Annotated in this window: 17 protein-coding genes; 13 read left to right on the top strand and 4 right to left on the bottom strand. The window is 60.0% G+C overall.

The window, feature by feature from the left end; translation table 11 throughout:
- Positions 1–61 precede the first annotated feature (61 nt).
- Positions 62–622 carry a hypothetical protein gene (locus HU727_RS14135; protein WP_186532360.1) on the top strand — a complete coding sequence of 187 codons (561 nt, stop codon included), beginning with the start codon at positions 62–64 and terminating at the stop codon, positions 620–622.
- Positions 623–780: 158 nt separating this feature from the next.
- Here HU727_RS14135 and HU727_RS14130 read toward each other — a convergent pair whose 3' ends face one another.
- The 4 genes from HU727_RS14130 to HU727_RS14115 all read right to left on the bottom strand — a co-directional run bounded on the left by HU727_RS14130 (position 781) and on the right by HU727_RS14115 (position 8,854).
- Positions 781–4,269 (bottom strand): calcium-binding protein, encoded by a 3,489-nt coding sequence (locus tag HU727_RS14130; RefSeq protein WP_367617012.1) that lies wholly within the window; start codon positions 4,267–4,269, stop codon positions 781–783.
- A 72-nt stretch (positions 4,270–4,341) separates the two neighbouring features.
- On the bottom strand, positions 4,342–6,081 hold the full coding sequence (locus tag HU727_RS14125; protein WP_225919838.1) for a hypothetical protein: 1,740 nt from the start codon (positions 6,079–6,081) through the stop codon (positions 4,342–4,344).
- Between the two features lie 578 nt (positions 6,082–6,659).
- Positions 6,660–7,976 (bottom strand): bifunctional DedA family/phosphatase PAP2 family protein, encoded by a 1,317-nt coding sequence (locus tag HU727_RS14120; protein WP_186532362.1) that lies wholly within the window; start codon positions 7,974–7,976, stop codon positions 6,660–6,662.
- A 152-nt stretch (positions 7,977–8,128) separates the two neighbouring features.
- The gene (locus HU727_RS14115) at positions 8,129–8,854 is read right to left on the bottom strand and encodes a DNA-3-methyladenine glycosylase (RefSeq protein ID WP_186532513.1); all 726 of its coding nucleotides are present in this window, start codon (positions 8,852–8,854) and stop codon (positions 8,129–8,131) included.
- Positions 8,855–9,031: 177 nt separating this feature from the next.
- Here HU727_RS14115 and HU727_RS14110 point away from each other — a divergent pair, with 177 nt between their 5' ends.
- The 12 genes from HU727_RS14110 to lipA all read left to right on the top strand — a co-directional run bounded on the left by HU727_RS14110 (position 9,032) and on the right by lipA (position 20,489).
- Positions 9,032–10,303 (top strand): glutamate-5-semialdehyde dehydrogenase, encoded by a 1,272-nt coding sequence (locus HU727_RS14110; RefSeq protein WP_186532363.1) that lies wholly within the window; start codon positions 9,032–9,034, stop codon positions 10,301–10,303.
- Complete coding sequence (nadD, locus tag HU727_RS14105; protein ID WP_437180411.1) at positions 10,272–10,994, top strand: nicotinate-nucleotide adenylyltransferase; 723 nt, start codon at positions 10,272–10,274, stop codon at positions 10,992–10,994. The genes HU727_RS14110 and nadD overlap by 32 nt, the downstream gene beginning before the upstream one ends.
- 72 nt (positions 10,995–11,066) lie before the next feature.
- Entirely contained in the window at positions 11,067–11,561 is a 495-nt protein-coding gene (gene rsfS, locus HU727_RS14100; RefSeq protein WP_186532365.1) for a ribosome silencing factor, read from the top strand.
- A gap of 9 nt (positions 11,562–11,570) precedes the next feature.
- Positions 11,571–12,038 carry a 23S rRNA (pseudouridine(1915)-N(3))-methyltransferase RlmH gene (gene rlmH, locus HU727_RS14095; RefSeq protein WP_110965050.1) on the top strand — a complete coding sequence of 156 codons (468 nt, stop codon included), beginning with the start codon at positions 11,571–11,573 and terminating at the stop codon, positions 12,036–12,038.
- 10 nt (positions 12,039–12,048) lie between these two features.
- Positions 12,049–13,944 carry a penicillin-binding protein 2 gene (gene mrdA, locus HU727_RS14090; RefSeq protein WP_186532366.1) on the top strand — a complete coding sequence of 632 codons (1,896 nt, stop codon included), beginning with the start codon at positions 12,049–12,051 and terminating at the stop codon, positions 13,942–13,944.
- Between the two features lie 31 nt (positions 13,945–13,975).
- A complete protein-coding gene (gene rodA / locus HU727_RS14085; RefSeq protein WP_186532514.1) occupies positions 13,976–15,079 on the top strand; it encodes a rod shape-determining protein RodA in 1,104 nt (367 codons plus the stop codon).
- A gap of 17 nt (positions 15,080–15,096) precedes the next feature.
- Positions 15,097–16,107: a lytic murein transglycosylase B gene (gene mltB, locus HU727_RS14080; RefSeq protein WP_186532367.1), complete on the top strand. Its 1,011-nt coding sequence runs from the start codon at positions 15,097–15,099 to the stop codon at positions 16,105–16,107.
- Positions 16,107–17,117 carry a septal ring lytic transglycosylase RlpA family protein gene (locus HU727_RS14075; RefSeq protein WP_186532368.1) on the top strand — a complete coding sequence of 337 codons (1,011 nt, stop codon included), beginning with the start codon at positions 16,107–16,109 and terminating at the stop codon, positions 17,115–17,117. Before mltB ends, HU727_RS14075 begins: the two co-directional genes overlap by 1 nt.
- 187 nt (positions 17,118–17,304) lie before the next feature.
- Complete coding sequence (locus tag HU727_RS14070) at positions 17,305–18,462, top strand: D-alanyl-D-alanine carboxypeptidase family protein (protein WP_186532369.1); 1,158 nt, start codon at positions 17,305–17,307, stop codon at positions 18,460–18,462.
- Positions 18,463–18,542: 80 nt separating this feature from the next.
- Positions 18,543–18,818: a DUF493 domain-containing protein gene (locus HU727_RS14065; protein ID WP_186532370.1), complete on the top strand. Its 276-nt coding sequence runs from the start codon at positions 18,543–18,545 to the stop codon at positions 18,816–18,818.
- Entirely contained in the window at positions 18,818–19,465 is a 648-nt protein-coding gene (gene lipB / locus HU727_RS14060) for a lipoyl(octanoyl) transferase LipB (RefSeq protein WP_186532371.1), read from the top strand. The genes HU727_RS14065 and lipB overlap by 1 nt, the downstream gene beginning before the upstream one ends.
- 25 nt (positions 19,466–19,490) lie before the next feature.
- A complete protein-coding gene (lipA, locus tag HU727_RS14055) occupies positions 19,491–20,489 on the top strand; it encodes a lipoyl synthase (protein WP_167394918.1) in 999 nt (332 codons plus the stop codon).
- Positions 20,490–20,517: the final 28 nt, after the last annotated feature.

Genomic DNA, 20,517 nt, shown 5'->3' with positions numbered 1-20,517 from the left:
TTTTCCGCGCTGCCCGCCGTTGCAATATATCGGCGGCGGGCTGTTTACAGGTGCCAATCTGATGACTACTACAAAAATAAACAAGAGAACATTTACTGCGCATCTCTATCTCGGTGGTCGGCCAGTGGTCCTCAACCAACAACGTCTGCAGAAGGTCCTGCTCGATCTTCGGATCACACAGGGCGAACAACTGGATGCCGAGGTCGGACTGGCAGATCAACGCATATCAAGTTCCATCACATTGGCAGGCCATGAAGACGATAAACCGCTGGTGTTGAAGTTCGTCCCTCATAATGACGTCTACTCAATCAGCCTTGTCCATGCTGGCGAGTTTGACGGTGCGCGACTATTTATTGAAGAGGAGACTCATAATCTGTTGGCCAGTACCAGTGCCGCCGTACAATACTTTTCAATAAGTACGTATGGGGCCTTGAAGGCTTCCCTCAGTGATATTGAGGCTGGTCCTGCTTATGTCGGGTTGAGCACGGAACCGAACGGTAAACCTGTGTATCCTTACAGTTACAGTGGCGTGAGCACGTTTATGAATGTAGATCCGAATAAAACAGGGCACAACGCCTTTAGAAACAAGCCTGCAAAATTCGTGATCAAGGTGGTCAAGTAGCGTACAGCCTTTGTTTGATAAAAAAGCGCCATTCAATGAATGGCGTTTTATTTGATTTGTCCTTGGTTTCGTCCTGTTCTGCCTGTTACACCGGGTTGACTGAGTGCCGGCGGGGAAGCAAATCCCGCTGGCACTTTGTCAAGGCCGGCAAAACATGGTCAGGTTTTCTCGATGGGAAGTGTCAGGTCTTCGGGGTTGATCTTCACCTGCGCATCGGTGCTCACGCTCCAATCGTTACTCGTCGGATTGTAGATCACCGTGCCAGCGGTACCGGAGTTGTGACTGATATGGTTTACGTAAATAAGTACAGCCAGCTCGTTGCGCTGTTTGTGTTGGGCAATGTCGGCCAGCATTGCTGCGACGCTGGCATAGCCCCGGGCGTCGATGACATACAGCTGCAACACTTCAAACAGCAGTGAGACCTCATAGATGTTTCCGGCTGACGTCACCACGCTGACGCATTCCACTGGCGTGTCATCCTCGATAAGCGGCAGTTCGACCGTCACGCTGGCAATTCGCAGGCGATCGGCGTCCAGTTGGATGTCGTCGCGTGTGACGGTCTCGGTCATCGTCTCGGTGTACAGATTCCAGGTTGATGCGTTGCCTGTTTTGGCCGCCGCCACTGGCGTGGCCAGGCGCACGATGCAATTGCTCGACAGGTAGACATCGTAAGTCGCACTCTCGCCTTCAAGCAGATAGATACCGGTGTGCGTCCGTGACTCAATGACCACTTTGCTCGCGTGCGCAGTCAACGTCGGTTTCTCACTCACCAGGGGCCGGGTAAACAAGTAGCTTCCATTGCGTCGTTTCAGCCAGCTGCGGGTGCTGATCCGCCGTGTACCGGGATGTCCGGCGTCGTGTCTGTAGTCCAGATTTGGCACTTGCAGGCGGTACGAAACTTCATCCTGCAGGATCAGCGTGATGTCTTGCGCCACGAACGGGGTGGTGACTTTCAGACTGTTACGGCCACTGTAGCCTGTGGCCTGCGCGATGGTCTGAATGGCCCCCTTGAACATAACCGCTTGGGACGGCAGCAGGATCGTCAGGCAAATATTCTTGTAGATCAGGTGCGTATTGCCCGAGACGCCTGCACGTACTTCAACGTCATAGCTGGCCACCGCGTCGATAATTTCGCTGTCCTTGAAGTCCAGAAACACGGTGCGGGACGTGGCAGTGACATCGCGTGTGGTCATGAATTCGACCCTGCGCGCGCTGCGTGCAACGAAATGCCGATGCAACGCCTGACTGTCGATTGTCACGCTGCCGTCATTGACGATCGCCGGAGCAGGTGCCGGTTGACCATTGACGGTCACGGCGACCTCAATGTCCTGATCCCAGACTTCACCTGGCTTATTGGGTAGCAGGGCCAGCATTTCAAACCCGTCCTGGGTCCGAAACAGCCATTGGGTGTTTGTTTTCAGCTGGCGCTGGCCATCGACCATTTCGTAGACATGTTCGAGGAACAATTCATGGTCAGGGTCGCGGCCGTCCTCGCCGCGCAGCGAGGTGACCACCAGCGATGTGCCGATGATCTGCCAGCGCTGGATGACAGCCCTTGGCCAGTCAAACTCGACCACGCTTGAGTGTTCACCTTCTTCGATAATCGTCGTGTGGGTATTGGTCCGGGAGATGAAGTAGCGATCGTCGCCAACGCCGCCCTCCACATGGCATCCGGCGCCGAAGATCGCGATGGTGTCGTTGCCGCCTCCGGCGCTGATGCGGTCGTCACCATTGGCGAAAATTTTGTTGGCCTCGGCTGAGCCGGTGACACGGCTGCTGCCCTTGCGCAAAGTCGAGGCGTTTTCAAACGAGGTCAGGTGCGCAACTTCGATGCCTTGAGCGGCCGGATCGAGGGTTCGCAATGCAATTTTTCCGGACTGCAAATCGATGTCATGGCCGACATGGCGAGTGTCGGTCTCCGGGCGACGGCCTTCAAAGGCCACGGTGTCGGTGCCGGCGCCGCCATCCAGGACGTTGATGTGCGCCGGTTTGGCCGAGCGATCCAGTTCCAGGGCGGTGACTTCGTGGTAAAAAGCATCGTTATGGTCGCCGCCGGTCAGCGCTTTGTGGCCGTCGCGATAGGTGAACAAATTAGGCTGTGCCTTGACCCCGATGACGTGGTCATCCCCGCCGCCAAGGCGCCAGAAAACCCCTTTGCCCTCGCCGGCGCTACCGCTGACCGTGCCTTTGAGATGCGCTGGCAGCCCTTCGCTTGCATCGAGCACATCGTCTGCGTCGACGATGACTGCCTGACGGTCGAGCTTGAACGGCTTCTCTCCTGCGCTTTCGTCCCACTGATAGCGCCACAGTTTCACGGACTGCAATTGCGTGTCAAAGGCGCCGTTGACCACGTGTTCAATGGAGTTTTTGTAGGCGCCTTCAAGCATTTCTCTGGCCGTCAGCTCCAGCCGTTTTTCGTGATCGCGATAACCTTTGGAGAGCTTGAAGCGATCCATCACTTGCTCGTCGAGCTCCTGGGCGGTAAAGGCGAACCAGCCCGAACGCAGTCGTTCAAGTGCAGTCAGCTCGATGTAATCGTCGATGTCATCAACGACGCGGGCGGCCTGATAAATCATCGAGCCGGCGATCAGCACTGCCGCTGCGGCGAGGCCGACAGGTCCGGCAACACTGCCGAAGCCAGCCAGTGCCGCGACGCCGAGCACGAGGCTGATGCCGGCGCCCGCTACGCTCAGAGCGCCGCTGACGTAATGATCCTGAGCCACTTTGCCTGACGAGGCAGCGGCAGCGTTGAACGATTTGACCGCGTCGATAACGTCGAATGGCAGGGTGATCGCGCTGGCGAACAGCCCGGCTCCCCGGCTCATGTATTTGCCCGTCGAGGTCAGTGGAAAAGTCTTGAAGAGGTGGCCACCCTGGGTGAGCATCGCCTGCCCGGTCCTGGTCAGGCCCTGCTCGATGATCAACGAACCCAGTTCGGCGGCAATGGATCCGCCCTGAAACACCGCTTCCAGCTTCGCGCCTTTCTTGATGGCATCGATCATGCCCACGTAACCGCTGTAGATGCCGAAGGCTTGCAGCCCGACCCCGGCGCCACTCATCAAATAGCTTTTGTGCTTGTTGACCCAGCTCGGTGCGTTCTCGAAAGAATCGACGCGATGGATATCCAGCTTCTGCGCGGCTTTGCCCAGTTTGTTGAGACGGTCGATGGGGCTGCCGGCATCGATCGGCTTGTCGCTGACGAACAGCGGCCCGGCATCCACGGAGCGCTTGCAGACGATTTCATAGAACAGCATGGCCGCCACGGCGCTGTCCGGGACATCGACGGACTGCAGGCGCGACTCCACTTTCGTCGATTCGAAACTCAGCCCATCCAGGAAAGCCTGGTTCGGGATTTTCGTGTTGGTATCCGCCGGGCTTATGGGCTGACCGTTCACCCTTGCGCCCAATGCCTGCAGCGCGACGCGAGTGGCCATGACTTCGCCAATGCGCAACGGGCCAAAGCGCTTGTCGAGCGATTTCAAGGTCTGCCGGTCGGAGGCGTCAATCCCGCTGGGCAAGGCTGGCGCAGCCACCTGATCGAGCCTGCCCGCCGACGGCGCGTGAGCATTGGCGGAAGTTTCGATGGGTGTAACCTGAATCGGGCCTGCGACGGCAATGTGCGAGGACGGTGTGATGAGTGTTGCCACGTCTTAATCCTTTAAGAGTGTGTAAGAAAAAGCCGGTTTTCTATCCGGAATTCTTTGTTAGACCTGCGTGTTTCAGGGCCAGACGATGTCATGCGCGAACTCGTCCTTGTTACCCGAGAGTCCGAGGATAGGCCGGGCCGCCGCCTCAACCTTGTCGATCAGTTGGTCGTATTCGATTTTGTTGGCCTTGCCGGCATGGGTGGCCGCTTCGATGCGTTCAGCATTGGCCCCCGCCATTTCCTTGATGTCCGACACTCTGGCGCCTTTGGTCAGGGCGCTGTTCAGCAGCCAGATGCGGTCGGCAGGGAGTCCACTGCGGGTGACTGAGACAAGCCCCTCGAAGTCATCGTCGGGGAACCAGGTCGGCGGAGTGTGCTGCGCCGCGGCGTTGAACATCACGTTTTCTTCGCGAGGGACGACTTCCAGGTTGCGGGTGTCCAGGGCGTACATGAACATTTCAGTCTGTTGCGTGCGTATGGATTCATAACCGCGCTCTTTGTCCCACGCCACGGGGCTTTGCGGCTCGGACCATTCAGAGGACGAAGTGCTCGACGAATCGCTGGTGTCGCTGGCGCCACTGTCCGAGTCGCTGTCACCCGCGTCGCGTCCCGGATGTTTATGGGTCTGGCTGTTGAAACGCAGGTATTCGGGATCGGGTGAGCGTGCGTACATCTGGCCTTCATTGAGGCTGAAGGTTGCGCTGAGGGGCTTGTGCGTGGTCGCGCCTGGTTCGTGGTGGTAGCGGGGCAGCATGGCACCGTCGTTTGCCAGTTCGAACGGTGTGCGCTCGTCACCGCGAAACAGTGCGGGAACATCGGTGCGGTACAGGCAATTGTTCTTGTTGCGCAAATAACCAAGCCTTTTCAACAGCGCTTCGCGGACTTCAGGGGTCAGGCTGTTCTCGGCGTAGTACCAGTCGTGACGAGCATTGCGCTTGAGGTTGAGCTGCTCGATCGCGTCGCTGGCGAACTGTTCGAGGCGATGCGGATTGTCAACGTCTTCGAGCAGGCGCTTGTGTGCTTGCGTCCATGCCGGGATCGCCAGGTCGTTCTGCATGTCCTGTTGCAGGCGCGTCAGTTGGCTGGGCAGCAGGTTGCAGGATTGCAGAAAAGTCTCGCGCTCCTTCAAGGTCATGGTCGGGTGCAGCCAACGCAAGGAGTCACGCAGCAGGTCAGTGACCGGGTTTCCCGTGCTCATCGGTTCGGCCCATCGCGGTGGTTTGCCGGTGGTTTGGGCTTCTATACGAAAGCGCGTGATGTCCTGCCCCTGTAAACCATACAACTGCCAGATTTGATGGTCGGTCCATTGCTTGAGGTGGGTGGGTTGTGCGTCGAATCCGCCCACAGGGGGCTCGACCCGCATCAGATTGCCGTAGGCGTCTCTGAAAGCATATTGCGTGTCGGCATCGTTCGATCCGGCAGATGGCTTCATTTCGTAGTAGCCCTGAATATCCGGCGAGCGCCACGAAGCGCTGTAACGGCTTTGATCGATGGGCATGTCCACCGGGCTCGGGCGTGAACGCTTGGCGGCGGGAGCGCCGCCGGGCTGTTCGCTTGCGGTCAGGACGGGGCGTTTTGGCGCCGGTCGCTCGGTCAGGCGCCAGGTCGGGCTGTCCGCATTTCTATACAGGCGCGGGCCGGAGGGGACACGCTCGGTCAACCGTTTGCTGCGCCAGGCGCCGGACTCATCCTGGCCGACGTGGGTGGTTTTCAAGGCGCTTGCAAATTCGACGTCGACAAACCGTCTGCCCACAATCCAGCGGAACCCGTCAGCGTCCGCCGGCTTCATGCCGCGCAAAAACGCGTCTGACATCCAGTAGTCATTCGCTGCAGCAGAGGGCAGCGGGTCAACGGCGCTGCGCAACGGTATCGGGAAAATTTCAACGGCGGGTGCCGGTGAATGGTCAGTGGGCATCTGCCGGCCAACAGTGCTGCCCGGTGTTGTTCCTTCGTCGAAGCCAGGCCTTGAGAGTTCGGGGTGAGTGCCGTCAAGTCGATGGGGCGGGGATGCGGGCGCGTCGGGTATATGCGAAGTTGGCACCGTCGGCTTGCGAGGTAGTTTGGGGCTCATTGATTACTCGAAAATAATAGATGAAAACATCAGGTCGGAAGTTGCAGTATTCATCCCGAGGAGAACTAAGGTGGCGATGAAACTGCAACTTGGGTAAATCAATCTAACGGGTTTTGATCTACAAGTAAGGCTCTGTTGTCCCGAATGAGGATTGATTGTGTAACGGCAGTTTTGTATTTGTTTCGAGCGGAGAATTGTCTGGTGGTTAACCAGGAAAGTTAACCAGGATGGAGTAATCAGGTATAGGCAATTAGCGCCGCTATTGTCGGAATATTCCTAAATGGCGGCGCATCATAAATAGTGCTTGTAAGCTGCTGGTTTTAGTAGGCGTAACGCAACAGCGTGTGGGGCAGGTGGCGCAGCACGAAGAACCCGAACAATGCCACCATCGACGGCAAAACCAGCCACCAGATCTTGAACGGCATCGGGTTGAGCGACGTCTGTCGCTGGCTCAGCCACAGCATGGCGGCACAGACGCAAATCGCGAGCATCGCCCCGGCCAGGATGTCGGTCGGCCAGTGTGCCCCCAGGTAAACCCGTGACAACGCGATCGCCATCGCCGGGATGCAGGCAATGAGCAGCCAGGTCAGTCGCATGCGCGGCGGCTGTCCACGACCGGCCAGTACGCCGAGCGTCAGGAACAAGGCAAACGCGCCGGAAGCGTGGCCGCTTGGCATGCTGTAGGTGGTCAGCGGATCGCTGAGCACCTCCGGCCGCACCCGGGCGAAAAAGTATTTGGTCCCTGTGTTGGCCAGTGAGGTGACCAGCAACGTCGCGCCGGCGAACGTCGCCTGGCGCCACTGTTTGCACAGCAACAGCAGAATGACGAGCAGGGCGCTGAACAGCAGCATGTTGCGGAACTCGCCGATCAGGGTCAGCGTCACGGCAATTTCGTCCAGCGTCGGCTGGCGATGCTCCTGGACCAGCGTCATCACGCCATTGTCGAGCGCGGTCAGGTACGGATAGCCGATAAACAGGCCGATCAGAATCAACAGGCTCATGCTGCTGATCCAGATCGTCGCGCGGCGATGGCGACGCAGGCTGCTGTTAACGCTCAGACCAACCATCACGGCGATGCTGGCGGCGACAATCCCGGCCTGCAGCCAGAAACCCTCGGGCAACGGCAGGCGGAACGCCGCACCGGTCGCCCAGCCCGGCAGCAGATAGGCCAGGCTCCAGCCGGCAGCGGCCAACAGACTGACGGCGAAGAAACGCGGGAAGGGCATGTCGCACATACCGGCAACCATCGGCAGCATGGGGCGCAGCGGGCCGATGAAGCGCCCGACCAGCAGGCTGGCGATGCCATAGCGCTGGAAATACGACTCGGCGCCGGCCATCCATTCCGGGTGATGGCGCAGGCCGGGCAGGCGACGGATGTTCTGGTGGAAGTGCCGGCCCAGAAAATACGAAATCAAGTCGCCGAGGATGCCACCGAGAAAACCCAGCAGCAGTGTTTCGCTCAATGACAGTGCGCCGCTGCCGGCCAGCACCGCCACGGTGAACAGCAACACGGTGCCCGGCACGATCAGGCCGGCAATTGCCAGGCACTCCACGCACGCGACAATGAAAACCGCGGCGGCCAGCCACTGTGGATTGGCGCTCAGCCATCCGGTGACGCTATCGAGCCATGGGCCCATACAGAAAAACTCCATTCGTTCTTTAATTGATTGTGCCGCGGTTGACTGCTCACCTGTGAGAGCGAGCCTGCTCGCAAATGCGCTGTGTCAGACGATAGAAGCGTTGGCTGGCACACCCCCTTCGCGAGCAGGCTCGCTCCCACAGGGGGACATCAGTTATTTGCGGGTTCGGCATTAGCTCCGGGAAGCAAAAAATAATCCCGGCCTTCGACCTGACCCCGTCGCAGCGGGTTCCGCGTGCACCACTGCGCATACGCGGCATCCACGAAGCGATACATCAGGTGCTCGTCCCGGCCCAGCGGAATACCCAGCCGGGTGGTTTGAATGACGTGCGTGGGCGCCGGTCCGGTATCCTCGACCAGCAACATTTCATGGTCGAAGCGCTTGGCGTCCCACATCGGTACTTTCAAACCCAGCGCCTTGCACAGTAACGTTTGACCAGCGCAGAGCTTTTGCGTCGGACGTGGCCGGCCCTGGGCATCCGGATTGTTCAGGAGCATCTGCGCCAGACTGGCCGGTCCGCTGATTTCATCAACCCACGGATAAGCCGATTTGATCAGCACCGCGTTGCCCGGTCCTTGTGCGCTTAAGTTCAGGGAATCGCCGCCACGGGCGTAGTACATATAGATGTGCCCGCCATCCAGAAACAAAGCCTTACGTTTTTCTGTATAGCCAAGTGAAGAATGGCTGCCTTTTTCCGCGCAGTAATACGCTTCGGTCTCGATGATTCGCGCGCTCAGCCACAGGTCGCCGACACGATGCCGAATGACTTTGCCCAGCAGCGCCTGTGCCAGCACTTGGGCGTCGCGGTCGAAAAAACTGTCCGGCAGGCCCATGGGCAGGCGCGTGTGGGCGGAGGGATGAGGCACGTTGATCATGACGGGCAAGGTTTATCCAGGCTCAAGAGGTCGTGATGATAGCAACGCTCAGCTTAATTACGTCTGAACGATGGTCAAACGCAGCTCATTTTGACCATCCGCCCGTCACCGCTGTTAGTCCCGGGACGCGACAGCTATAATCTGCCGCTTTCCTCTTTGCCAAGACCCCAGCAGACCATGACTGAGTCCGTTCTTGACTACATGACCCGATTGGGTCGCGCCGCCCGCGAAGCTTCTCGCGTCATCGGCCGCGCCAGCACTGCGCAGAAAAACCGCGCTTTGCAGGCGGCTGCCACTGCGCTGGACGCCGCTCGCGCCGAGCTCGCCGCAGCCAATGAACGGGATCTCGCCGCCGGTCGTGCCAATGGTCTTGAGCCTGCGTTGCTGGAGCGTCTGGAACTGACCCCGGCACGCATCGACGGCATGATCGTCGGTCTGCGCCAGGTCGCTGCACTGCCGGATCCGGTCGGTGCGATCCGTGACATGAGCTTCCGTCCGTCGGGCATCCAGGTCGGCAAGATGCGCGTGCCGCTGGGCGTCATCGGGATCATTTACGAATCGCGCCCCAACGTGACCATCGATGCCGCCAGCCTGTGCCTGAAGTCCGGCAACGCGACCATCCTGCGCGGTGGCTCCGAGGCAATTCACTCCAATCGTGCGATTGCCGCCTGCATTCAGCGCGGTCTGGCCGAGGCCGAACTGCCGGCCGCTGTGGTGCAAGTGGTCGAAACCACTGACCGTGCTGCCGTTGGCGCGATGATCACCATGCCTGAATACGTCGACGTCATCGTGCCCCGTGGCGGCCGTGGCCTGATCGAGCGCATCAGCCGTGATGCGCGCGTCCCGGTGATCAAGCATCTGGACGGCATCTGCCACGTTTACGTCAGTGAACACGCCGATCTGCCGAAAGCCCAGCGTATCGCTTTCAACGCCAAGACCTATCGTTATGGCATCTGCGGCGCGATGGAGACCCTGCTGGTTGATCAGACGGTTGCCAAGGATTTCCTGCCGGCGATGGCTGACCAGTTCCGCGAAAAAGGCGTCGAGCTGCGTGGCTGCGAGCGCACCCGTGCAATCATCGAGGTGGCTGCGGCCACCGAAGACGACTGGAACACCGAGTACCTGGCGCCGATTTTGTCGATCCGCGTGGTCGACGGCCTGGATCAGGCCATCGAACACATCAACCATTACGGCTCGCACCACACCGACTCGATCGTCAGCGAAAACCTCGCCGACACCCGGCGCTTTGTGGCGGAAGTCGACTCGGCGTCGGTCATGATCAACGCCCCGACGTGCTTCGCCGATGGATTTGAATACGGATTGGGTGCCGAGATCGGCATTTCTACTGATAAGCTGCACGCCCGCGGCCCGGTGGGTCTCGAAGGTCTGACCTGCGAGAAGTACATCGTGGTCGGCGATGGCCAGTTGCGCGGCCAGGCGACGGTCTGACTTGACCGACCTCGACCTGGCAGCGCCGCACACCGGCAGCGAGTCGCGTCCGCAACGCATTGGCGTTCTGGGCGGCACCTTCGACCCGGTGCATATCGGCCATTTGCGTGGCGGGCTGGAAGTTGCCGAGGCGCTGGCGCTCGACGAGTTGCGCATGATGCCCAGCGCCCGGCCGCCGCACCGCGATACGCCGCAAGTGTCGGCGCAGGATCGGCTGGCGATGGTCGAGTGTGCGGTAACAGGATTGCCGCCGCTGGTGGTGGACGCCCGCGAATTGCAGCGGGACAAACCGTCCTGGACCATCGATACCCTGGAGTCGATGCGCGCCGAAATGGCCGCCGAGACCCAGGTTTTTCTGCTTTTGGGCTGGGACGCATTTTGCGGCCTGCCCACTTGGCACCGCTGGGAAGAGTTGCTCCAGCATTGCCACATCCTGGTGCTACAGCGCCCGGACGCCGACAGCGAACCGCCGGATGCCTTGCGCAACCTGCTGGCAGCGCGTTCGGTGAGCGACCCGCTGGCCCTGAAAGGGCCGAGCGGACAGATTGCATTCGTCTGGCAGACACCGCTCGCGGTATCCGCCACCCAGATCCGTCAACTGCTGGCCAGCGGTAAGTCGGTACGTTTCCTGGTGCCCGACGCGGTCCTGGCCTACATCGATGCGCACGGTCTGTACCGTGCGTCGAACTGAACAAGGCGTGCTTAACTGATACGAATCACCGTGTCCCCAAGCCGCCGAATACATGAGCAAAACGAGTTTTATATGACTGACAAAGATCTACCGAAAGTAAAGCGCAAAGGCACGTTCAAGAGCGCGCCACTGCCTGAAGCGGTCAACACCAACGAACCGCTCAAGGGCGATGAACTGGTCAAGATTGCCGTCGCCGCGCTGGAAGACGTGAAAGCCCAGGACATCCAGATCATCGATGTTCGCGAGAAGCAGAGCATCACCGACTACATGATCATCGCCACCGGTACCTCCAATCGCCAGATCAACGCGATGCTGGACAAGGTCCGCGAGGAAGTGAAAAAGCAGGGCGCCAAGCCGCTGGGCGAAGAAGGCAAGGGCGACAGCGACTGGGTGCTGCTCGACCTGGACCTGGTGATCGTGCACATGATGACCGCCTCGGCGCGTCAGTTCTATGACCTGGAACGCCTGTGGGCCGGCGCCGAGCAAAGCCGTGCGGCCGATGCCAAGCACCACAGTCCGGAAAACACCCACGAGCATTTCACCAAGCTCAACAAAGACCAGTTCTAAGGGATTGCTGTGCGACTGCGCCTGATCGCCGTCGGTTCACGCATGCCCAAATGGGTGGAAGAAGGCTGGCATGAGTATGCCAAGCGTCTTCCGTCCGAGCTGGCGCTGGAACTGGTGGAAATTCCGCTCAATACCCGTGGCAAGAATGCCGACGTGGCCCGTTTCATCCGCCAGGAAGGCGAAGCCATGCTGGCCAAGGTCGGGCAGAACGAGCGGGTCGTCACGCTGGAAGTTCACGGCAAGCCCTGGAGCACCGAGCAACTGGCGGTCGAGCTCGACCGCTGGCGGCTGGATTCGCGCACGGTCAATTTCATGGTGGGTGGCCCGGAAGGGCTGGCACCCGAAGTCTGTGCCCGCGCCGATCAGCGCTGGTCATTGTCGCCGCTGACATTGCCGCACCCGCTGGTGCGGATCCTGATCGGCGAACAGTTGTATCGTGCCTGGACTGTATTGTCCGGTCACCCTTACCACAAGTAATCCAGCCCTCATGTCTCAGCCGATCCGCATCAAGGACCACGAAAAGGACGCCCGTCTGGTGCGCAGCCGCGTCGTGTTCGGTGCGATTGTGATCGTGATGCTGATCGGTGTGCTGATCGCGCGCCTGTATTACTTGCAGGTGATTCAGTACGAGTACCACTCAACCCTGTCGGAAAACAACCGCGTCCATGTTCAGCCGATTCCGCCCACTCGCGGGTTGATTTTTGACCGCAATGGCGTGGTAGTGGCGGACAACCGGCCCAGTTTCAGTCTGAGCATGACCCGCGAGCGGTCAGGCGACTGGCAGCAAGTGCTGGACGTTATTGTCGAAGTACTGGAACTGACGCCCGAGGACCGGGTGATCTTCGAGAAACGCATGCGTCAGGGGCGCCGGCCGTTCGAGCCGGTGCCGATTCTGTTCGAGCTGACCGAAGAGCAGATCGCCCGGATCGCGGTTAACCAGTTCCGCCTGCCCGGCGTGGAAGTGGTCGCGCAGCTGGTTCGCCACTACCCGCAAGGTGCGCATTTTGCGCATTCGGTGGGCTACATGGGACGGATCAACGAGAAAGAGCTGAAGTCGCTCGATCCGGTCAACTACAGCGGCACTCACCACATCGGCAAAACCGGCATCGAGCGCTTCTACGAACCGGAATTGCACGGGCAGGTCGGTTACGAAGAAGTCGAGACCAACGCTCGTGGCCGTGTCTTGCGCGTGCTCAAACGTACCGATCCGATTCCCGGCAAGGACATCGTGCTGAGCCTGGACATCAAGTTGCAGGAAGCGGCCGAGGCCGCACTCGGCGGGCGACGTGGCGCGGTGGTCGCGCTGGACCCGAAGACTGGCGAAGTGCTCGCGATGGTCAGTCAGCCAAGTTTCGACCCGAACCTGTTCGTCACCGGCATCAGCTTCAAGGCCTATGCCGAGTTGCGCGACTCGATCGACCGGCCGCTGTTCAACCGGGTGTTGCGCGGTCTGTACCCGCCGGGCTCGACGATCAAACCGGCGGTGGCGATTGCCGGTCTGGATGCGGGCGTGGTCACGGCATCGAGCCGGGTCTTCGATCCGGGTTACTACATGCTGCCCAACTACGATCACAAATACCGCAACTGGAACCGTACCGGCGACGGCTTCGTCGACCTCGACACGGCGATCATGCGTTCCAACGACACTTACTTCTATGACCTGGCGCACAAGCTCGGCATTGATCGGCTGTCGATCTACATGAACAAGTTCGGCATTGGCCAAAAGGTCTCGCTGGACATGTTCGAAGAATCTCCCGGCCTGATGCCATCTCGCGAATGGAAGCGCGCGACCCGCAAGCAGGCGTGGTTCCCCGGCGAAACCCTGATTCTGGGGATCGGCCAGGGCTACATGCAATCGACGCCGTTGCAGCTGGCCCAGGCCACTGCGCTGGTGGCCAACAAAGGCATCTGGAATCGTCCGCACCTGGCCAAGTCCCTCGACGGGGTGAAGCCGGTGGATGAAAACCCGATGCCGAACATCGTGCTGCGCGATCCGTCTGACTGGAACAAGGTCAACCACGGCATGCAGCAGGTGATGCACGGTGCGCGCGGTACCGCGCGCAAAGCGGCGATCGGCGCGCAATACCGCATCGCCGGCAAATCCGGTACCGCGCAGGTGGTGGCGATCAAGCAGGGCGAAAAATACGATCGCTCCAAAGTGCAGGAACGCCACCGCGACCACGCCTTGTTTGTCGGCTTCGCCCCGGCCGATGACCCAAAAATTGTCGTGTCTGTGATGGTCGAGAACGGTGAGTCCGGTTCCGGTGTTGCCGCGCCCGTGGTGCGTCAGATCATGGACGCCTGGCTGCTCGACAAGGACGGTCATTTGAAAGCCGAATACGCCAGCCCAATCACTGCGGAGGCCTCGGCCCGTGATGAATAACTTCGATCGCATGCTCTCCAGCGAGGATGTGATGCGTCGCCGCGCGACGTTGCTGCAAAGACTGCATATCGACGGTCCGCTGTTGATCCTTCTGCTGATCCTCGCCGCCGGCAGCCTGTTCGTGCTGTATTCGGCGAGCGGTAAAAGTTGGGATCTGCTGGGCAAACAGGCCACGTCTTTCGGCATCGGCCTGGTGGCGATGATCGTCATCGCCCAGTTCGAACCGCGCTTCATGGCCCGTTGGGTGCCGCTCGGTTATGTGATTGGCGTAGTGTTGCTGATCGTTGTGGACATCATGGGCCACAACGCCATGGGCGCCACACGCTGGATCAACATTCCCGGCGTGATTCGCTTCCAGCCCTCGGAATTCATGAAAATCCTGATGCCGGCAACCATCGCCTGGTACCTGGCCAAGCGCACCTTGCCGCCGCAACTCAAGCACGTCGGCATCAGCCTGATGTTGATTGGCGTGCCGTTCATTCTGATCGTGCGCCAGCCGGATCTGGGCACCTCATTGCTGATTCTGGCCGGTGGCGCTTTCGTATTGTTCATGGGCGGCTTGCGCTGGCGCTGGATTCTCAGCGTGCTCGCGGCGGCCGTGCCAGTGTCAGTGGCGATGTGGTTTTTCGTCATGCACGACTATCAGAAGCAGCGCGTACTGACCTTCCTCGACCCGGAAAGCGATCCGCTCGGCACGGGCTGGAACATCATTCAGTCCAAAGCCGCGATCGGTTCCGGAGGCGTTTTCGGCAAAGGCTGGCTGCTCGGCACCCAGTCGCACCTGGATTTTCTGCCGGAAAGTCACACCGACTTCATTATTGCCGTGCTGGGCGAAGAGTTCGGGCTGGTGGGTATTTGCGCGCTGCTGCTGATTTATCTGTTGCTGATCGGTCGAGGGCTGGTGATCACCGCCCAGGCACAGACGTTGTTCGGCAAATTGCTCGCCGGCGCGCTGACCATGACGTTTTTTGTTTACGTTTTCGTCAACATCGGTATGGTCAGTGGCCTGTTGCCGGTCGTGGGGGTGCCGTTGCCGTTCATTAGCTACGGAGGAACTTCGCTGGTGACACTGCTGTCAGCGTTTGGGGTTTTGATGTCGATCCATACCCATCGCAAGTGGATCGCACAGGTTTGAATAAGGTGAAGAGTGCAATGCAAGTAATGCGTGGCTGGGCGACTCGATGCGCGCCGCTGGTTGGCCTGATGGGCCTGCTGGGCAGCGTGCAGGAAGCGCTGGCCGGCGACTATGAAGGCTCGCCGCAGGTGGCCGAATTCGTCGGTGAAATGACCCGCGACTACGGTTTCGCCGGTGAACAACTGATGGGTGTGTTCCGCGAGGCGCAACGCAAGCAGTCGATCCTCGACGCCATCTCAAGGCCCGCCGAGCGGGTCAAACAGTGGAACGAATATCGCCCGATGTTCATTACCGACGCGCGCATCGCTCGTGGTGTGGACTTCTGGCGTCAGCACGAGGCGACCCTCGCCCGTGCCGAGCAGGAATACGGCGTACCGGCACAAGTCATCGTGTCGATCATTGGCGTTGAGACCTTTTTCGGACGTAATACCGGCAATTTCCGTGTGATCGATGCGTTATCCACGCTTGGTTTCGACTATCCTCCCCGTGCCGAATTTTTCCGCAAGGAACTGCGTGAGTTTCTGCTGCTGGCGCGTGAAGAGCAGGTTGACCCGTTGACGCTCAAAGGCTCGTACGCCGGGGCCATGGGCCTGCCGCAGTTCATGCCGAGCAGCTTTCGCGCGTACGCGGTGGACTTCGACGGGGACGGCCACATCAATATCTGGAACAACCCGGACGATGCGATCGGCAGCGTTGCGAGCTATTTCAAGCGTCATGGCTGGGTCGCCGGTGAGCCGGTGGTCAGCCGCGCCGATGTGCGTGGCGAGCAGGTCGATGAAGGCCTGACCACCGGCATCGAGCCGGTGAAGACGGTCGCAGAGTTGCGGGCGCTGGGCTGGTCAAGTCATGATGCGCTGCGCGATGATATGCCGGTTACGGCATTTCGCCTCGAAGGCGACAACGGCCCTGAATACTGGATGGGCCTGCAGAATTTCTACGCGATCACGCGTTATAACCGCAGCGTGATGTACGCCATGGCCGTACATCAACTGTCTGAACAGCTGGTACAAGCACGGGGCGTCAAGTAATGCAGGCATTGCCTAACCATAAACCCCTGAAGCTGGTGGCTTTCGCTACGTTGGCGGTCCTGGTCGCCAGTTGTACGACCAGCCGCACCCCGACGCAGAAAACGCCGTCCACCGCTGTCCGCGCCCAACCGGGTCTGGACATCAATCGCGCACACAAAGACGGCGCGCCGTGGTGGGACGTCGACGTCTCGCGTATCCCCGATGCGACGCCGACCCTGCACACCGGCCCGTACAAAGCCAATCCGTATACCGTGCTGGGCAAGACTTACTTCCCGCTGCAGGAATCCAAAACCTACGTGGCATCGGGCACGGCGTCCTGGTACGGCACCAAATTTCATGGCCAGAACACCGCCAACGGCGAGGTGTATGACCTCTACGGCATGAGCGCCGCCCACAAGACCTTGCCACTGCCAAGTTACGTTCGGGTGACCAACCTGGACAACAACAAGACCGTGATCCTGCGGGTCAACGATCGTGGGCCGTTCTACTCCGATCGCATCATCGACTTGTCCTACGCCGCCGCGAAAAAACTCGGTTATGCCGAAACCGGCACCGCGCGGGTCAAGGTCGAAGGCATCGATCCGCAGCAATGGTGGGCGGCCAAGGGGCGTCCGGCGCCGCTGATGCTCAACGAGCCGAAAGTGGCGCAAAATAGCGCTCCGGTGATCACGGCCTCGGCCGGTACCGTCGAGCAATGGACGCCACCGCCGCAGCAACATGCCGCGGCCGTCGTGCCCGTGCAGATCGACGCAAAAAAAAACGCTTCTGCACCAGCGTCTGGCCAGTATCTGCAGGTGGGCGCGTTCGCCAACCCGGACGCTGCCGAACTGCTGAGGTCCAAGCTCAGCGGGATGGTGAGCGCTCCGGTGTTCATCAGCTCGATCGTGCGCAATCAGCAGACCCTGCACCGGGTACGCCTGGGGCCGATCGGCTCGCCGGGTGAAATCGCCCAGGTGCAGAACAGCGTACGTCTGGCCAACCTGGGTTCGCCCAGCGTGGTCACCGAGTAACAGGTAGACCTTGATTGACGGTTCACTTGCGGTATCAGGGGGGTGAACCAGGTTGTTGGCTCGTCGAAGAACAAAAGCCCGGCAAGGGTGACTGGAGTGAGCAACTGAACACGCGATGGCCCGTTAGAAGGCTGTCTGAATAAGTTTTGCCTTCGGGCAAGTTTCCATTAGCGATTTCGAGAGACGGATGAACATCACCACCTTTGCCAAACGCCTGTGTCTGCTAGTCCCGCTGCTCCTCTCGCCAGCCGCTTTCGCGGCCGAGATGATGCCGTCGCCACCACAACTGGCCGCCAAGGCCTATGTTCTTATGGACGCCAGCAGCGGCAATGTGCTGGTCGAGAACAACGGCGATCAGCGTCTGCCACCGGCCAGCCTGACCAAGCTGATGACCGCCTACATCGCGACCCTGGAAATCCGTCGCGGCCAGATCGGTGAAAACGACCCGGTGACTGTCAGCGAAAACGCCTGGCGCACCGGCGGTTCACGGATGTTCATCAAGGTCGGCTCGCAGGTTACCGTCAGTGACCTGTTGCACGGCATCATCATTCAGTCCGGCAACGACGCCAGCGTCGCCCTGGCCGAGCACATCGCCGGCAGCGAAGACGCGTTCGCCGACCTGATGAACAAGACCGTCACCGAACTGGGCATGACCAACACCCACTTCATGAACCCGACCGGTCTGCCAAACCCTGAGCACTATTCGTCAGCGCACGACATGGCGACCCTGGCCCGCGCGATCATCCACGAAGACCCGGCTCACTACGCGATCTACTCGCAGAAAGAGTTCTTCTGGAACGGCATCAAGCAGCCTAACCGCAACCTGCTGCTGTGGCGCGACAAGACCGTTGACGGTCTGAAAACCGGCCATACCGAAGAAGCAGGCTACTGCATGGTGTCCTCGGCGGTACGCGACGGCCAGCGCCTCATCGCCGTCGTATTCGGCACCAACAGCGAAGTGGCCCGTGCCGCTGAAACCCAGAAGCTGCTGACCTACGGTTTCCGTTTCTTCGAAACCCAGACCTTCTACCAGAAGGGCACCGAACTGGCGCAAGCCCCGGTGTGGAAAGGCACCACCAACCAGGTCAAGGCCGGCCTGGCGCAAGACCTGACCATGACCCTGCCAAAAGGCCAGCTGAAAAAGCTCGCTGCCAGCATGACCATGAACCCGCAACTGGTTGCGCCAATCGCCAAGGGCGACGTGATCGGTAAAGTCGAAGTCAAACTGGAAGACAAGGTGGTGCATAGCGCTGACCTGATCGCTCTGGATGGCGTCGAGGAGGGTGGTATCTTCCGCCGCATGTGGGATAGCATCCGTCTATTCTTCTACGGCTTGTTCAACTGATTTAGTGTTGACCTGCATGGCCCCGCCCCGATCCGGTGCGGGGCCATGTGCGTTACCACGGCTTAAGAGGCCGTTACGCCATGACCGATACCGAAGTACAGGCGCCAAAGATCGAATTTCCTCAAACTGATTATCCGATCAAGGTGATCAGCGATACGGGCGTCGGCCGCAAAGACCTGATCATTGAGATCGTCAAGAAACACGCGACCATCAACGACGAACGCATCGACGAACGTCAAAGCAGCACCGGCAAATACACCACCATTCAGTTGCACATCGTCGCCACCGATCAGGATCAGCTGTACAACATCAACAGCGAACTGCGGGCGACCGGCTTCGTGCACATGGTGTTGTGATGCCCGGCACGCTGGGCTTTCGCGAGCTTGGCCAGATGGCTTACGAGCCGGTCTGGCATGCCATGCAGCGCTTTACCAACGAACGCGGCAGCGATGCCGCCGACGAAATCTGGCTTGTGGAGCACCCACCGGTGTTTACTCAGGGCCAGGCTGGCAAGGCCGAGCACCTGTTATTGCCGGGGGAGATTCCGGTGGTGCAGGTCGATCGCGGCGGGCAAGTGACTTATCATGGCCCCGGGCAACTGGTGGCGTACCTGTTACTGGATGTGCGCAAGCTGGGTTTCGGCGTGCGTGATCTGGTCAGTCGCATGGAAGCCTGCCTGATTGAACTGCTGGCCAGCTACGGCGTGACCGCCGCAGCCAAGCCAGACGCCCCCGGCGTTTACGTCGAAGGGGCAAAAATCGCTTCTCTGGGTTTGCGCATTCGCCACGGTTGTTCCTTTCATGGCCTGGCCCTGAACGTGGATATGGACCTGGAACCGTTTCGACGGATTAATCCCTGCGGCTACGCCGGGCTGGCGATGACCCAGCTGAGCGATTACGCAGGATCGATTGAATTTGCCGAGGTAAGTGCCCGGCTGCGCGCGCAGCTCGTCAAACACCTCGACTATGCTGAGCAGACGACCCTTACGGGCGGAATCGACTGATATGACTACTGATGCAGTGCAAACCATGATCCCGACGCTCGACGTGACCGAGCGCCCGGCCCCGCGTCCCAAGGTCGAAGCCGGCGTCAAGCTGCGCGGCGCCGAGAAGGTTGCACGCATCCCGGTCAAGATCATCCCGACCACCGAACTTCCGAAGAAACCCGACTGGATTCGCGTGCGCATCCCGGTTTCGCCGGAAGTCGACCGGATCAAGAGCCTGCTGCGCAAACACAAGCTGCACAGCGTCTGCGAAGAAGCGTCCTGCCCGAACCTCGGCGAGTGCTTCTCTGGCGGTACCGCGACTTTCATGATCATGGGTGATATCTGCACCCGTCGCTGCCCGTTCTGCGACGTTGGCCACGGTCGTCCGAAGCCGCTGGACGTCAATGAGCCGCAAAGCCTGGCCATCGCCATCGCCGACCTCAAGCTCAAATACGTTGTGATCACTTCGGTTGACCGCGACGACCTGCGTGACGGCGGCGCCCAGCACTTTGCCGACTGCATCCGCGAAATCCGCAAGCTGTCGCCGAACGTGCAGCTCGAAACCCTGGTTCCGGACTACCGTGGCCGCATGGACGTCGCGCTGGAAATCACCGCCGCCGAGCCGCCGGATGTGTTCAACCACAACCTGGAAACCGTGCCGCGCCTGTACAAGGCTGCGCGTCCGGGTTCGGACTATCAGTGGTCGCTGACGCTGCTGCAGCGTTTCAAGCAAATGATGCCGCACATTCCGACCAAGTCCGGCTTGATGCTGGGTCTGGGCGAAACCGACGAAGAAGTCATCGAAGTCATGAAGCGCATGCGCGAACACGACATCGACATGCTGACCCTGGGTCAATACCTGCAGCCGTCGCGCAGCCACCTGCCGGTACAGCGTTTTGTGCACCCGGACACCTTCGCCTGGTTCGCCGAAGAAGGTTACAAGATGGGCTTCAAGAACGTCGCTTCCGGGCCGTTGGTGCGTTCTTCGTACCATGCCGACGAGCAGGCGAAGCTGGTCAAGGCTGAGCTGCTGGGTTCCTGATTCAGCGCGGATGAAAAACGCCCGCCGA

The organism is Pseudomonas khorasanensis (genome assembly GCF_014268505.2).
Classification (GTDB): domain Bacteria; phylum Pseudomonadota; class Gammaproteobacteria; order Pseudomonadales; family Pseudomonadaceae; genus Aquipseudomonas; species Aquipseudomonas khorasanensis.
Note: the sequence above shows the minus strand (reverse complement) of the source record. Positions and strands in the feature narration are given on the sequence as shown.

Coding starts and splice junctions, on each gene's coding strand:
- rodA (WP_186532514.1), top strand. CDS start 13,976: ATGCGTCGCCGCGCGACGTTGCTGCAAAGACTGCATATCGACGGTCCG.
- lipB (WP_186532371.1), top strand. CDS start 18,818: ATGCCCGGCACGCTGGGCTTTCGCGAGCTTGGCCAGATGGCTTACGAG.
- HU727_RS14075 (WP_186532368.1), top strand. CDS start 16,107: ATGCAGGCATTGCCTAACCATAAACCCCTGAAGCTGGTGGCTTTCGCT.
- HU727_RS14120 (WP_186532362.1), bottom strand. CDS start 7,976: ATGGGCCCATGGCTCGATAGCGTCACCGGATGGCTGAGCGCCAATCCA.
- mltB (WP_186532367.1), top strand. CDS start 15,097: ATGCAAGTAATGCGTGGCTGGGCGACTCGATGCGCGCCGCTGGTTGGC.
- HU727_RS14115 (WP_186532513.1), bottom strand. CDS start 8,854: ATGATCAACGTGCCTCATCCCTCCGCCCACACGCGCCTGCCCATGGGC.
- HU727_RS14135 (WP_186532360.1), top strand. CDS start 62: ATGACTACTACAAAAATAAACAAGAGAACATTTACTGCGCATCTCTAT.
- HU727_RS14070 (WP_186532369.1), top strand. CDS start 17,305: ATGAACATCACCACCTTTGCCAAACGCCTGTGTCTGCTAGTCCCGCTG.
- HU727_RS14110 (WP_186532363.1), top strand. CDS start 9,032: ATGACTGAGTCCGTTCTTGACTACATGACCCGATTGGGTCGCGCCGCC.
- rsfS (WP_186532365.1), top strand. CDS start 11,067: ATGACTGACAAAGATCTACCGAAAGTAAAGCGCAAAGGCACGTTCAAG.
- mrdA (WP_186532366.1), top strand. CDS start 12,049: ATGTCTCAGCCGATCCGCATCAAGGACCACGAAAAGGACGCCCGTCTG.
- HU727_RS14065 (WP_186532370.1), top strand. CDS start 18,543: ATGACCGATACCGAAGTACAGGCGCCAAAGATCGAATTTCCTCAAACT.
- nadD (WP_437180411.1), top strand. CDS start 10,272: ATGGCCAGTTGCGCGGCCAGGCGACGGTCTGACTTGACCGACCTCGAC.
- lipA (WP_167394918.1), top strand. CDS start 19,491: ATGATCCCGACGCTCGACGTGACCGAGCGCCCGGCCCCGCGTCCCAAG.
- HU727_RS14125 (WP_225919838.1), bottom strand. CDS start 6,081: ATGTCAGACGCGTTTTTGCGCGGCATGAAGCCGGCGGACGCTGACGGG.